9 protein-coding genes are annotated in these 14912 nt (G+C 33.3%); 6 read left to right on the top strand and 3 right to left on the bottom strand.

Annotated features, from left to right (window positions below; genetic code table 11):
* The coding region (locus ABYI63_RS07460) for a tandem-95 repeat protein (protein ID WP_372755052.1) at window positions 1–6263 on the bottom strand (6263 nt) is incomplete at its 3' end.
* Window positions 6264–6713: 450 nt separating this feature from the next.
* On the opposite strand from ABYI63_RS07460, the gene ABYI63_RS07465 reads away from it, so the two are divergent.
* The 4 genes from ABYI63_RS07465 to ABYI63_RS07480 all read left to right on the top strand — a co-directional run bounded on the left by ABYI63_RS07465 (window position 6714) and on the right by ABYI63_RS07480 (window position 10940).
* Window positions 6714–7199, top strand: a complete 486-nt coding sequence (locus ABYI63_RS07465; protein ID WP_372755054.1) for a histidine phosphatase family protein — start codon at window positions 6714–6716, stop codon at window positions 7197–7199.
* A gap of 141 nt (window positions 7200–7340) precedes the next feature.
* Window positions 7341–9404 carry a polyphosphate kinase 1 gene (gene ppk1 / locus ABYI63_RS07470; protein WP_372755056.1) on the top strand — a complete coding sequence of 688 codons (2064 nt, stop codon included), beginning with the start codon at window positions 7341–7343 and terminating at the stop codon, window positions 9402–9404.
* A gap of 1 nt (window position 9405) precedes the next feature.
* Complete coding sequence (locus tag ABYI63_RS07475) at window positions 9406–10311, top strand: Ppx/GppA phosphatase family protein (RefSeq protein WP_372755058.1); 906 nt, start codon at window positions 9406–9408, stop codon at window positions 10309–10311.
* A gap of 104 nt (window positions 10312–10415) precedes the next feature.
* Window positions 10416–10940 (top strand): porin family protein, encoded by a 525-nt coding sequence (locus ABYI63_RS07480; protein WP_372755060.1) that lies wholly within the window; start codon window positions 10416–10418, stop codon window positions 10938–10940.
* On the opposite strand, the gene ABYI63_RS07485 is transcribed toward ABYI63_RS07480, so the two are convergent.
* The gene (locus tag ABYI63_RS07485; protein WP_372755062.1) at window positions 10937–11518 is read right to left on the bottom strand and encodes a tRNA-(ms[2]io[6]A)-hydroxylase; all 582 of its coding nucleotides are present in this window, start codon (window positions 11516–11518) and stop codon (window positions 10937–10939) included. The two genes, ABYI63_RS07480 and ABYI63_RS07485, sit on opposite strands and share 4 nt — an antisense overlap.
* 134 nt (window positions 11519–11652) lie before the next feature.
* Window positions 11653–13386, bottom strand: coding sequence for a DNA polymerase III subunit gamma/tau (gene dnaX / locus ABYI63_RS07490; protein WP_372755064.1), 1734 nt, complete (start codon window positions 13384–13386; stop codon window positions 11653–11655).
* 215 nt (window positions 13387–13601) lie between these two features.
* On the opposite strand from dnaX, the gene ABYI63_RS07495 reads away from it, so the two are divergent.
* Both ABYI63_RS07495 and ABYI63_RS07500 read left to right on the top strand, forming a co-directional pair.
* Window positions 13602–14480, top strand: a complete 879-nt coding sequence (locus ABYI63_RS07495; RefSeq protein WP_372755066.1) for a restriction endonuclease — start codon at window positions 13602–13604, stop codon at window positions 14478–14480.
* An 18-nt stretch (window positions 14481–14498) separates the two neighbouring features.
* Complete coding sequence (locus tag ABYI63_RS07500; RefSeq protein ID WP_372755068.1) at window positions 14499–14825, top strand: HNH endonuclease; 327 nt, start codon at window positions 14499–14501, stop codon at window positions 14823–14825.
* Window positions 14826–14912: the final 87 nt, after the last annotated feature.

Consider the following 14912-nt stretch of genomic DNA (forward strand, 5'->3'; position numbering starts at 1 on the left):
AATGAGGTAGGAGCGTCGTTAGTAATAGTTGTATTTGGGCAGTTATCAGTAAAAGTTGGCGTTCCTAAAGTAACATTAGAAGCTAGGACTTCACAAGCATCAGCATCTACAGGAATAGATACTGTAGCAGGACATTCCGTAATAATAGGTTTAATGTTATCCACAACCGTTACTGTTTGTTCACAAGTTGCAGTATTTCCAGCGGCATCAGTTACAGTCCATGTTACTGTAGTATCACCTATTGGAAATGAGGTAGGAGCGTCGTTAGTAATAGTTGTATTTGGGCAGTTATCAGTAAAAGTTGGCGTTCCTAAAGTAACATTAGAAGCTAGGACTTCACAGGCATCAGCATCTACAGAAACAGAAACTGTAGCAGGACATTCCGTAATAACAGGTTTAATGTTATCAGTTACAGTAACAGTTTGTATACAAGTTGCTTCATTTCCAGCGGCATCCGTTACGGTCCATGTTACTGTAGTATCACCTATTGGGAATGAGGTAGGAGCATCATTAGTAATAGTTGTATTTGGACAGTTATCGGTAAAAGTTGGCGTTCCTAAAGTAACATTAGAAGCTAGGACTTCACAAGCATCAGCATCTACAGTAACAGAAACTGTAGCAGGACATTCCGTAATAACAGGTTTAATGTTATCAACAACCGTTACTGTTTGTTCACAAGTTGCAGTATTTCCAGCGGCATCTCTTACAGTCCAGGTTACGGTTGTGTTTCCAATAGGGAATGACGAAGGCGCATCGTTATCTATGGTTGCAACCGAACAATTATCGTTATAAATAGGAGTACCTAGAATTACATTAGAAGCATCTGTACCACATGCATCCCCATCTACATTAACTGTTATATTGTCAGGACAAACAATGGTTGGGTTAATAGTGTCCCGAATAGTGATTTTTTGCGATACCGAGCTTGTATTATTACATAAATCACTTGCTGTCCAAGTACGTGTTATAATGGTTTCGTTAGGATTATCATTGTTAATATTGTCTACACCAGCCACACTAAATTCACTTGTGCAATTATCGGTAGCAGTTAAATTACCTGCAGCAGGTACTTCAGCTAAACATTGGTAACTCGCATCGGCAGGTGCTGCACTTATAATAGGTGCTGTTGTATCTTGTACAGTGATAGTTTGGGTATGAGTTATAGTATTAATTCCACAGCAATCAGTTGCGGTCCAAGTTCGTGTTATGGTGTATGAAGAATCATTACAACTTCCATTATTTGTTTTAGTAGAAGTAGTGTTTAAATTAACGGTAGCGGAACCACAATTGTCGGTTGCCGTTAACGTTGGAGCAACAGGTATAGCGCTGCATTCAACAGTTACATCAGCAGGTAAAGGGCTGTTAAAAGCTGGAGGTGTAGTGTCTACCACGGTTAATGATGCTTCACTATAATCATCTTCTGTTGATACATTGTTGTTTGGTGTAGAATCAGGGTCTGTTTTTTCACTAGTTATTATTTCAGCAGTATTTGTGACTAAACTACATGTAGAAAGCACCGTGGCAGCTATTTTTAATTCAATAGAACTGTTAACCTCCATAGTATAGCCACTTAAGTCCCAAATACCAGTTGCATTATCAAAGGTAGTTCCTGCAGGAATTACAGAATTACTTGAATTATAAGTTAGGGAAGTAGGTAAAATATCTTTTACTTTAATGCCATCTGTACTATACGGCCCAGCGTTGTGAAGAACAATGCTAAATAATACTGTATCTCCAATTTCAGGCGAGGTATTATTTACGGTTTTAGTGACACTTAAATCTGCTTTACAACCCACATTAACGCTAGCATCTAAAAAGTCAAATTTTCCTGTTGGTATGGTTTTGATAACGGTATAGTCCACTAATCTACTGTTAGAACCATTATTTACTTGAACGGCGTCCGGAACCCCATCAGTTCCTACTGGTGATGTTGGGAATTTGTAATTAACAGTGGTATCTGTTGTTGAACCGGCTTCAAGTGCATCGCTACAACCATCATTATCACTGTCTAAATCTAACCTATTAGGGATGCCATCACCATCTGTGTCTAAATCACTATAAAATAAATCTTCAGATACTTTAGTTGAATTTTTATAAATAAAATAGAAACATGGGTCAAAGCTTATAGCAAATTGTCTTGCATTGGTGGCTGTTGGACTTGAGCCAATATTCAAATTCATTTCGGATCTCTCCTGATATTTTACAGTTGCCATAACAATGGTAACAGAATCATCAATTCCATTAGCACCAGAAACGTAAGAAGCCGATGGACCTTTGAATTTAGTGCTTGAAGTAGTTGAGGTGATGATTATGTTTGTTGGACTATCAACAGCATAATTATTACTTCCTACAATATCGTACTCTTGAGTTTCATTTCCATCAATATCAATTCCAGTAGCATAAAACTGCGGAATATTGAAAGGAGTTGTAGTGCCTGAAACAACAAATTTAAAATTGAAATTTACCTGAGCTACATTAGCTCTTAAAATGGGTTGAAATCTAGCATTAACCACGGGGTCGGTTGAAGTAACATCAAAATTATCTACTACATTTCCTGTTCCTGTTGAAGATGCAATAGTAACAAAACAGTCTAGATTTGTGTTTCCCGATACGGTTACGTTTGAAAACCTATAAACGGCCCCAACTTGGCGAGTAGTTCCAGAAATTAGTACTGGGTTAACGAAAGATAATGTAGGATAGAAATCACAGTCGATGGCACTTTCAACTGTATCTAGTATGCCATCATTATCATCATCAAAATCATGAATATCGGCTAAACCGTCGTCATCAGAATCTATCAACACAGTTACTAAAACCGTGGTTGTTGAACAACTTGGTGTTGGGTCGTTATCGCAAATAGTATATGTAAAAGTATCTATTCCGTAAAAATTAGATGAAGGTGTATAAGTAAAAGTACCATTGTTGTTATAGGATATTGTTGCACCATTACCACCAGTATATTCAAAACTAGAAAAGGTAGCGCCATCAATCATGCTATCGTTTGTTAAGACATTTTGAGTAGTGATAGTTTTGTTTTCTGTAACTTCAACCAAATCATTAACAGCTACGGGGTTTCCTCTGTCTATTACAGTCATTGTAACTGTAGCTGTTGTAATATCACCGTCCACATCTTTAATTTGATATGTAAATGAATCAATACCACTAAAGCTTAAATTAGGTGTGTAAGTGTAATTTCCAGCAGTTGTCATGGTTACAGTGCCATTTGAAGCACCACCATTCGAACCAACCAAACTCCAGACATTGCCGCCATCTCCGCTTGGTGTATCATTTGTTGCTACATTTCCAGTCTTGGAAGTGTCTTCGTTTGTTGAATTTGTGTCATTTGCAGCCACAGGTACATCATTCACAGATGTTACCGTAATGGTAATGGTGGCATTATTTGAAGTGGCACCGTTATTATCTTGAACATTATAATTAGTAGTTACCACACCATAATAATTCGCTACCGGTGTAAAAGTTACTAAACCTGAGGGGTTTACAGTAAAAGTACCTTTCCCTGAAATAGTTATGGTGTTTTGAATTCCTGCTAAAGAAGTATTTAAATCTACAGTAGCTACATTAATGCTACCATCTAAATCAGAGTCATTCGTGGTTACATTTAATGTGATAATAGTGTCTTCATTTCCGGTTTTAGAATCGTTAACAGCGGTTGGAGCATCATTAACTGAAGCTACATTTATTGTTACTGTAGCAGTTGAACAACTCGGTGTTGGTACATCTTTATCACATAAGGAATAGGTGAATGTATCAGTTCCATAAAAGTTTAGAGCGGGAGCATAGTTAAATGTACCATTTCCATTATAAGAAACTGTTCCGCCTTTGGTTGTGGTTGCATCAAAATTTGTAATTGTTGCACCATCTAAAACTTCGTCGTTGGAAAGTACGTTCCCTGTTATAAAGTTGGTGTCTTCAGGGGTGTTATAGGTATCTGGTTTAGCAATTGGGTTTCCAGAATCTGTAATTGTTATCGAAACAGTTGTTGTGGAAGTGTCGCCATCTACATCTGTGATTTTGTATTGAAATGAATCATTTCCGTTGTAATTTAAGTTTGGTGAATAGGAATAGGTTCCATCATTATTAAAGGTCAACGTCCCATTACTAACACCAGAGACTAGTGCAAAAATGTTACCACCATCACCACTTAAAGTGTCATTTCCAAACACATTTTTATTTAAAGTTGTATTTTCGAACATCGATTCAATATCTGCTTTTGCCACAGGTAAATCGTTAACGCTTGTTACATTAAAAGTTACTGTAGCAGATGATGCATCGCCATCTAAATCATAAATAGTATAGTTTATAGAAACCGGGCCATGGTAATTTAGTGCAGGTGTAAAGTCTATGGAATCGTCTGTAGGATTATTTGGTGTGTCATTATTTTGTAATACCGCTGTACCTATTGTTGAAGCTATTGGTGTTACAATTATTGAACCAGTGCTCGGTCCATCTCCTCCAAATGAATCATTGACTAATACCTTAATGTTTATTAAACCGCTATCTTCTAAAATATTGGCAGCTGTATCATTTACCGATATTGGCAAATCATTTACAGGGCTTACCGTAATGGTTACTGTGGCTGTTGAACAATTAGGAGTACTGTCGTCATCACAAAGGGTATAGGTAAAAGTATCTGTACCATTAAAATTAGCTAACGGCGTATATTTAAAAGTACCATCGTTATTATAGAGTACCGTACCTCCTTTTGTACTTGTGGTTGTATAATTGGTTATCGTTGCATAATCTATAACTGTATCATTTAATAGTACATTGGTGGTGGTAGTTGCAGTATCTTCATTCGTACCACAAGTGTCATTTACGGCTACAGGTTCACCATCAGACACGGTAATATCTACGTTAACACCTTCCGATTCATATTCACCAACAAATATTTTCGTTATATTTGAATACACTGCGTTGGGTGTGTTTTTAGCTAGATTAACGGTGTAAACTAAGTTTATAGTTTGATTTGGTTCAAAAGCGAATTCTTTAAATGGGTAAGAGGTTGCTGAAGAACCTCCTATAAAACGTAAATGCCCCGTAGCACCTAATGTTGGCAAACTGGTGGCGTTTCCAGTGTTTATTTCACTTGAACCATGTATTGCGTTAAATGATAGGGGTAAACTTAATAAATCGTCAATACCATCAATATTTGCTGAAGTTTCAGAATTATTGGTAATCGAAACGGTATAGGTTACCTGGGCTGGAAGCGATGTAATATTTGCAGGTAATGCTGTTTTTGTAACCGTAAAATGGTTTTGAGTTTCAGCAAAAACAATAGTGGGTAAAGGGTTACCATTTGCATCCTGATTGGTATCAAAATTTTTAGAATATTCATATTTACCATCCTCTTTATGTCTTCCTGAATATGGTTGTATGGCCGAAGTAGCTCCTATACATTTGTTTAAGAAATAATAACGAACCTTTATTTTGTTATTTGAACCACTTCTGTCACAGTCTTCAGTTATTGTGTAGTTTAATCTGTTTTTTGAGCCTACAGGAATACAAGCGTAAACAGAGGTTAAAATTTCGGTTCCAATAAGTTGAAAACAACCTGCTTCAAAGTCTATATTTCCAGCGGGCTGAAAGGTAATTTTTTCTTCTTCTTTTACATCTCCAAAAACGTATTCAACATCAAAATTTGTGACTTGCCCAATTCCGTTATCCGAAGAAAGTGTTTTAGTATTTAATAGTCCTGCTTTAGAATCTGGAGAAGCCTCTTTTGTTGTTATAACATCGGAAACTGTTCCGATTATGGAGGAACCATTTTCTACTAAACTTACAGAAACGGTGGCGTTTTGATTGATTAAATGCGGATAGCCTACAAACCAGTAGAGGGTCACACATTTTCCAACACCTAAATTACCAATGGTTTGAGTGGCAGCTTGTCCACCAGCTAAACTATATCCTGTGCCGGAAACGGTTACAGTTGCTGTTAAATTGGCTGTTACACTTCCTGTATTATTACAAAATTCGTAAGCAATGTACGTGGCGTGTGGCCCTAAATTGCCAGGAGGAGAATTATCCCAGTCTTTATCCACATATAGTTCTTTGCTAGTTTTAAGGGAAATGGTTTGGGCATGGATATCATTAAAACCTAAATATAAAAACGCTATTAACGCTATAGTTAGATAGTTAGATAATTGAAATCTGTTTTTTTTCGATTTTAAAAAAAACAAGTCAGCAACATTATTAAGTGATAAATACATCTTGCGTTGTTGCAATAGCGGGTAATTTTTATCCATAACGATATTTTATAATAGCGTGATTATACGTGCTTTCGCCTCGCGAAAATTAAATTCAATAAAATTTTATATAGCGTTATAACAAATTCATGTTTTTAAAACACGAGTGTTTACTGCAAATAAAATGGTTTGAGGGAAGTGCATTTTTAATAATGCTAATGGATAATTAATTAGATTTGGGGTCATAATTTTAATTATTAATTAGAAACTAAATATTTAAGTTTTTAAATTGACGATAAAAGGCAATTTTTCAATTAATTTAATTGTCGTTTCAGCGTATATAGGTGTGCGTTTATCGATTATTTAAAAATGTAATTAATTGATTAATGGCTTTTTATGTAAATTTTGATTAATTTTTTTTCATTTTTCATTAATTTAAAAAACAAATAAAACCAATTTCACCCACATACACAACGTTTTAACGATAATATTTACATTTCATCGAGTAATATGAAAAAATTAATTTTAGTAAGACACGCAAAATCCTCATGGGAACATAATGTGATAGACCATGAAAGACCTTTAAATGAACGCGGTGTATCCGACGCAAATACAGTATCAAAGGAGTTAAAAGCTTCAAATTTAGAAGTAGATTTAATATTATGCAGCGATGCTGTAAGAACCACTTCAACAGCAACTATTTTTATTTCAAACTTAAATTGGGAAAAAATACGTATTGAATTTAGTCATGATTTATATGATTTTGCAGGAACTAATCTTATTCAGGTTATTCAAAACTGTAAGAATTCGGTAAACAACTTAATGGTATTCGGTCATAATCACGCTATAACATCGTTTGTAAACACATTTGGTAATAAATCCATTGATAATGTACCTACATGTGGTGTTACAATAATTGAATTTGATATTGACAATTGGCAAGATTTAAACAAAGGAAAAACAGTAAGTACCTTATTTCCAAGAGATTTAAAGTAGTTGTTGTTTGCTTTAACCAAATACATACTAAATAGTGTATGTTATTTTTAAGTAAAAGGTTTCGTTATCAATCAATCTTTCGTCTATTATTTATGCTAAATAGAATATATTTGTAGAAAAGCGCGTTACATAACTGCAAGTATGATTAAACAAGAAATTCACAACAATAGCTATATAAACAGAGAAATAAGTTGGTTACAATTTAATGCCAGAGTTCTGCAAGAAGCATCGGATGACCGTGTACCTTTAATTGAAAGATTACGTTTTTTGGGTATTTTTTCTAATAATTTAGATGAATTTTTTAAAGTTAGATATGCCACCGTAAAACGTATTGTTGATGCTGGTAAAGGAGGTAAAAGTGAGTTGGGTGGTATAAAATCTGATGAATTATTAGAAATAATAACGCAGATAGTTATAAAACAACAAACAGAAAGTTTGGAGGTTTTAGATGGTATTCACAAAATGTTGGAGGCCGAAGATATTTATGTTATTGATGAAAACCAAATTGATAGTTCGCAACACGACTTCTTAAAGAAATATTTCATTCGGAAGGTAAGTCCGGCATTGGTTACAATCATTTTAAACGATTTAGTAGTACTTCCAAACTTAAAAGACAGTGCAGCATACTTAACCGTTAAAATGGTAATGCACGATGATAAAAAACAATTTGCACTTATTGAAATACCAAAAACGATTAACCGTTTTGTAGAATTACCAAAACAAGGTAATAAAAGTTATATCATCATGATAGATGATTTATTGCGTCATTGTTTGGGTTATATTTTTAATATTTTCGATTATAAAAGTATTTCAGCTCACATGATTAAAATAACCCGCGATGCCGAGTTGGATTTTGAAAGTGATTTAAGCAAAAGTTTTATTGAAAAAATATCCGATAGTGTAAAACACCGTCAAATTAGCGATCCCGTTCGTTTCGTTTATGATAAAACAATTGAGGCCGATACCTTGGAGTTTTTATTAACTAAAATGGGTATTGATAATACCGATAGTATCATTCCAGGTGGAAGGTATCATAACAGACGTGATTATATGAGTTTTCCTAGTTTAGGGCGAACCGATTTACTTTATGATAAAATTGAACCTTTACCAATTAAAGGGTTAAGCTTAGAAACTAGTATATTTAAGGCTATAGATGGGAAAGATTATTTGCTGCATGCCCCTTACCAAACTTTTTCTTATATCGTTAAGTTTTTAAGAGAGGCAGCATTAGATCCGCAAGTAAAAACTTTAAAGATTACTATTTATCGGTTAGCGCAAATTTCACACATTGCTAGTTCTTTAATAAATGCGGCAATAAACGGGAAATCGGTTACGGTTTCTATCGAACTTCAAGCAAGGTTTGATGAACAAGCTAATATTGCTTATGCACATCAAATGGAAGAAGAAGGCGTTAATTTGGTATTTGGTGTAAAAGGGTTAAAAGTACACAGTAAAATGTGTGTTATAGAACGTGAAGAAGGTAAAAAATTAAAACGTTATGGTTTTATAAGTACCGGAAATTTTAACGAATCTACCGCTAAAATATATACCGATTATACTTTGTTTACAGCAGATCAGCGTATTTTAAAAGATGTTTCAAAAATATTTAATTTCTTTGAAACCAATTACAAAATATTCAGATATAAACATTTAATTACTTCGCCTCATTACACAAAAAAGGCAATTTTCAAATTAATTGACAAAGAAATTGATAATGTTAAAAATGGTAAGGAAGGTTTAATTCGCTTAAAAATGAATAGTATTTCCAGCTATAATATGGTGGATAAGTTATATGAAGCAAGTAATGCAGGGGTGAAAATACAAATGATTGTAAGAGGCATTTGTTGTTTAATTCCTGGCATTAAAGGGATGAGTGAAAATATAGAAGTTATTAGCATCGTAGATAAGTTTTTAGAACATACTAGAATTTATATTTTTGGTAATGATGGCGATCCTAAAGTATATATTTCGTCCGCCGATTGGATGACCAGAAATATAGAGAATAGAGTAGAAGTGAGTTGCCCAATTTACGATGAAGATATAAAACAAGAAATTATGGAAAACTTTAATATTTGTTGGAGCGATAATGTTAAAGCACGTATCTTAAATGCCGCTCAGCAAAATGAATATAAAGTTAATGATGAAGAACCCGTACGTTCGCAATTTGCTACTTACAATTATTACTTAAAAAAACTACAAGATTAGTATGCTTTCAATAAAAAAATATGCTGCAATTGATATAGGTTCCAATGCCGTAAGGTTGCTTATTTCTAACATTATAGAACAAAAAGGGAAACCCGTTCAATTTAAAAAAAACTCCTTAGTGCGTGTGCCTATTCGTTTGGGAGCCGATGTTTTTGTTAATAATAAAATTTCCAAAGAAAATACGCAGCGCTTACTTGATACCATGTTGGCTTTTAAATTATTGATGAAATCGCATAAAGTGGTTAAATATAAAGCCTGTGCAACTTCGGCCATGCGCGAATCTACTAATGGAAAGCAAGTAGTTGATTTAATTTTGAAGAATTCCGAAATAAGTATTGATATTATTGAAGGAGAAGAAGAAGCTGCCATTATTGCTGCAACCGATTTAAATTCATTTATAGATGCTAGTAAAACCTACTTGTATGTAGATGTGGGTGGTGGTAGTACCGAGTTTACTATTATTCACGAAGGTAAACAAATAGCTTCAAGATCTTTTAAAATAGGAACCGTACGTTTGTTAAACGATATGGTTTCAAAAGAAGCTTGGGCCGAATTGGAACAATGGATTAAAGCAAATACTAAAGAATACGATAAAATATCTGTGTTAGGGTCGGGTGGAAACATTAATAAAATATTCAAAATATCTAATAAAGCACTCGGGAAACCTTTAACTTATTTTTATTTAACGACTTATTACAACTTGCTTCAAAGTTATTCATATGAAGAACGTATTACTGAACTGGATCTAAATCAGGATAGGGCAGACGTTATTATCCCAGCGATGCGCATTTATTTATCTTCAATGAAATGGAGTGGGGCTAAAAATATTTATGTTCCAAAAATTGGATTGGCAGATGGTATAATAAAAAGTATCTATTTTCAAACGGTTTCAAGCAATACACAGTAAAATTCTGCACTTCACCTTTTTAAATTGTAGTATAACTGTTTTATAATTTATATTCGTAAGAATTAGATTTTCTAAAAATTTAAAAACCCAAACCTATATAACTTATGAAAAATTTATTACTAGTTTTGCTACTTAGTTTTGCTTCTATAGGATTCTCTCAAGAGGTAAAGTATGGTGTAAGAGGAGGTTACAGTATTTCAAATTTAGATTTTGAAGGTACCGCACCTACTGATAATCAACACAGAAACAGTTTTTATATAGGTTTTTTTGGCGATGTTCGCCTATCAAAAACCTTAGCGATAGTACCAGAACTTCAATTTGGTGCTGAAGGTGCTAACGAAGAAACGCTGCACCTAGATTATATTCAAGCTCCTATTATTTTTAAATTTCGTTTAAGCGAAAAATTACGTTTTGGTCTTGGTCCGCAAGTAGGATTAAAGATAAATAAAGTAGATGATGATGCAAAAAACATGGCCTATTCTGGAATTGCCGGAATAGATTTCAAATTAACACACATGCTTTTTGCCGATTTACGATATACTTACGGTATGACCAATGTGTTTGACGACTATTTGCCATATGAAGCTAAAAACACCAACATTCAAATTGGTGTTGGGTATAAATTCTAACCATGAATGGCTTCAGAAGTGCCTAAGTTTGCTATTATCTTACTCTCATATTCCAGAAGTTGTTGCCATTTGGCGTCAACTTCTTTTTTTTCACCATATTTTCTAGCAAAACCTAAAAACATGGTGTAATGGTTGGCTTCACTTACCATTAAATTTCTGTAAAAAGTAGCTAATTCTTTATCTTCTAATTCTTCTGAAAGTAACCGAAAACGTTCACAACTTCTGGCTTCAATTAATGCGGCATAAAGTAACCGATGTACTAATTGCGTGGTTCTGCTACCTCCTTTAGGAAAAAATTTAACTAACTCAATTACATAATCGTCTCGCCGATCTCTGCCAAGTGTCCAACCGCGTTTTAAAATAATATCGTGTACCATTTTAAAATGGCTAATTTCTTCTTTTACTAAAGCCACCATTTCTTGTACCAATTCTGTGTATTCCGGGAAACTTACAATAAGAGAAATGGCTGTACTGGTTGCTTTTTGTTCACAAAAGGCATGATCCGTAAGTATTTCTTCAATATTTTTCTCAACAATGTTTACCCATCTTGGGTCGGTTGGTAATTTAAGTCCTAGCATGATTATTGTTATTTTGTTTCTGCTTTTTAAATAAAATATGTTCCTGTATTATTGCAATAGTTAGGATTTATATATTCCTAAATTAGGAAAAAATAATTAATTATGTAATGAATGGTATTTTAGATGGCAGAAGATTATATATCTAAATCGAATGTCTTTCTTAAAATGTCGATGCTTGGGTTTTTCTCTTTCAATTTTTCAAACTTTTCAAGCGTTGTGTATGCGTATTGTTTTTCCATTTCTTCATTGATGGTAATGGATAAACTAATATCAAAATTGTTCAAATTTTTCCTAATGTACAGCATTAGATCGTATTGATTGCGTTCTAATTCAACCTTGTTCGTTGCATTTGGATACTCCAAATTGATAACTGTTCCTTTTACTTTCGGTGTATCAATAGATAAAATAGATGCTAAATTATGTTTGCCTTCATTTACCAATATATCTATATACTCATTCCATGTTTTAATTAATTCAGCCTCCGTAAATGGTTCTTTTGGCAAATTTTGCTCATCAACAACAACGTCTATTTTATTAATTTCATGGTCTTTCTTTACTTTTATACTTTTTAAAGATAATCCTGAAGTACGTTTTAGGTTGGATTTTAATTCAATTTTTGGCGTATCATTATTTTTAAAATTCGAAGTAGTATTTTCAGTTACAGGAGTTTTTTGTACTTCAGAAGGTTTCTGTTGAACGGGCTCAACTTTGGCTTCATCTTTTTTAGGAATGGAAACGGTAATTGGTTTTATGCCTTTCTTTTTAAAAAAGGATGCAGGTATTATGAAGTTCCTAGAATTTTTTTTTTCTCCATCAAAAGTGATAGAGGCAAGCTGCATAAGGCAAAGTTCAATTAGTAAGCGTTGATTTTTACTGCTCTTATATTTTAAATCGCAATCGTTAGCGATATTTATACCTTGTATTAAGAAGTCTTGCGAGGACTTCTGAGACTGTTCTAAATACTTCTTTTTAGTTTCGTCGCCCACTTCAAGGAGTTCTATAGTTTCAGGCGTTTTACTAACAAGCAAATCTCTAAAATGAGATGCCAATCCAGCAATATAATGCTGCCCATCAAAACCTTTGGAAAGGGTATTATTAAATTGAAGTAATAATTCAGGTATTTTATTTTCTAGAATAAGGTCGGTACTTTCAAAATAAGTTTCGTAATCCAGAACATTCAAATTCTCGGTTACAGCTTGTCTTGTTAAATCCTTACCTGAAAAACTAACTACACGATCAAAAATAGATAACGCATCACGCATAGCGCCATCAGCTTTTTGTGCTATAATGTGCAAAGCATCATCATCGGCAGTAATATTTTGTTCTTCGGCAATATATTTTAAATATTCCTTAGCATCACGAACCGTAATACGTTTGAAGTCAAAAATCTGGCAACGCGATAAAATAGTAGGAATAATTTTGTGCTTTTCAGTAGTTGCAAGAATAAAAATACAATGTTTTGGTGGCTCTTCTAAGGTTTTTAAAAAGGCATTAAATGCAGCTTGAGAAAGCATGTGCACCTCATCAATAATATATACTTTGTACTTTCCAACTTGTGGTGGTATTCGTACTTGGTCGGTTAAGCTTCTAATGTCATCAACCGAGTTGTTTGACGCTGCATCGAGCTCAAAAATGTTAAAAGCAAAATCTTCTTCGCCCGTTGCTTTACCATCACTGTTAATCATTTTAGCCAAAATACGGGCGCAGGTTGTTTTCCCAACACCACGAGGACCAGTAAAAAGTAAGGCTTGTGCTAAATGATTATTTTCAATGGCGTTAAGTAAGGTATTTGTAATAGCCTGCTGACCCACAACGTCTTTAAACGTTTGAGGACGGTATTTTCTAGCCGATACTACAAAGTGTTCCATTGAATTTCTTAAAGTAACAAAGTTAAAAATTCAATTTTAATTTAGGAATTAGGATAGGGGAAATATGAATTAGTTATTAACAAAAAATAGTTTGAAAGAATGTGAATTTACCGTTGTATTCGTAAGAAAAAATAGCGTAATTAGTTTGGTGCTGATATGTGATTTAGAATTCATATTTCATAATGAAATTATTATATACTTAAATATCATTTTAAATGGAAATTCCAAAATTTCACGAAACATTTATTCCTATTTTGAAGGTGCTTGAAAATGGAGATGTATTACAAGCAAGAGAATTGTATAGGAAGGTTATTAAGCAATTTTATTCCAATTTATCTAAAGAACAGCTTGAAGAAACTACAAAAAGTGGAGATACTTTAATAATAAACAGAATTGCCTGGGGTAAATCTTACCTTAAAAAAGGAGGATATATTGAGTTTCCTAAACGTGGGTTTGTTCAAATTACAGAAAAAGGAAAACAGCATTGTTCCACTAAACTCACTTTAAAACAAGTTGAAAGTTCCGAGAACTTTTTGGAGTTTTATAATGAAGAAAACCAGAAAAGCGAAACTACACTTTCAAAAATTGAAAATGCATCACCTCAGGATCTTATTGATGAGGGGTTTAATTTGATTGAAGTACAAATAAAAGACGAACTTCTTGAAAAATTAAAATCTATTGACCCTTTTTACTTTGAAAGGGTTATTTTAATTCTTCTTAAAAGAATGGGGTATGGGGATTTTATTGAAACATCAAAAACTGGAGATGGAGGTATCGACGGGATTATAAACGAAGATAAATTGGGTTTGGATAAAATATATATACAAGCAAAACGATATGATGAAAATAAAGTACGAGAAAAGGATATTAGAAATTTTATAGGAGCCATGAGCGGAGATACGCAAAAAGGCGTGTTTGTTACAACATCCACATTCGATGTTGGAGCCATTAAAAAAGCACATGAAGCTCACCATTCTATTATTTTAATTGACGGATTGAAACTTGTTGATTTAATGTATCAGTTCAACGTAGGTATTCAAGTTAAAAGGGTTTATGAAGCAAAAGTATTGGATAATGATTTTTTTGAGGACTAATAAATTATTAAAATTTTTATGTCAAATAAATGGGGGATTCCGAAAGAAGTGGAAATTTTAGTAAAACAAAGAGATACTGAATGTATTTATTGTGGAGTAAAGTTCGATATTAATAATAGTTCAAGAAAGGATAAACCAACTTGGGAACATATAATTAATGATATTAGAATAAACAATGTTGAAAATATTGCACTTTGCTGTTTATCGTGTAATGCAAGTAAAGGAGCAAAGCTTTTGGTAAATTGGCTTGAAAGTGATTATTGTAAAAGAAAGAATATTCAGAAGAATTCCGTTGCAAATGTTGTTAAATTAGCTATTAGTAAAATGAAAGTAAAAAAGTTGTAAAACTTATTATAATACTACTACCTAAAAAGAAAAAAGACACCACATTTAGAATAATGTAAGATGTCTTTTTTTATTTTATTAAAATAA

Origin of the sequence: Mariniflexile sp. (assembly GCF_041583155.1) — a bacterium.
Classification (GTDB): domain Bacteria; phylum Bacteroidota; class Bacteroidia; order Flavobacteriales; family Flavobacteriaceae; genus Mariniflexile.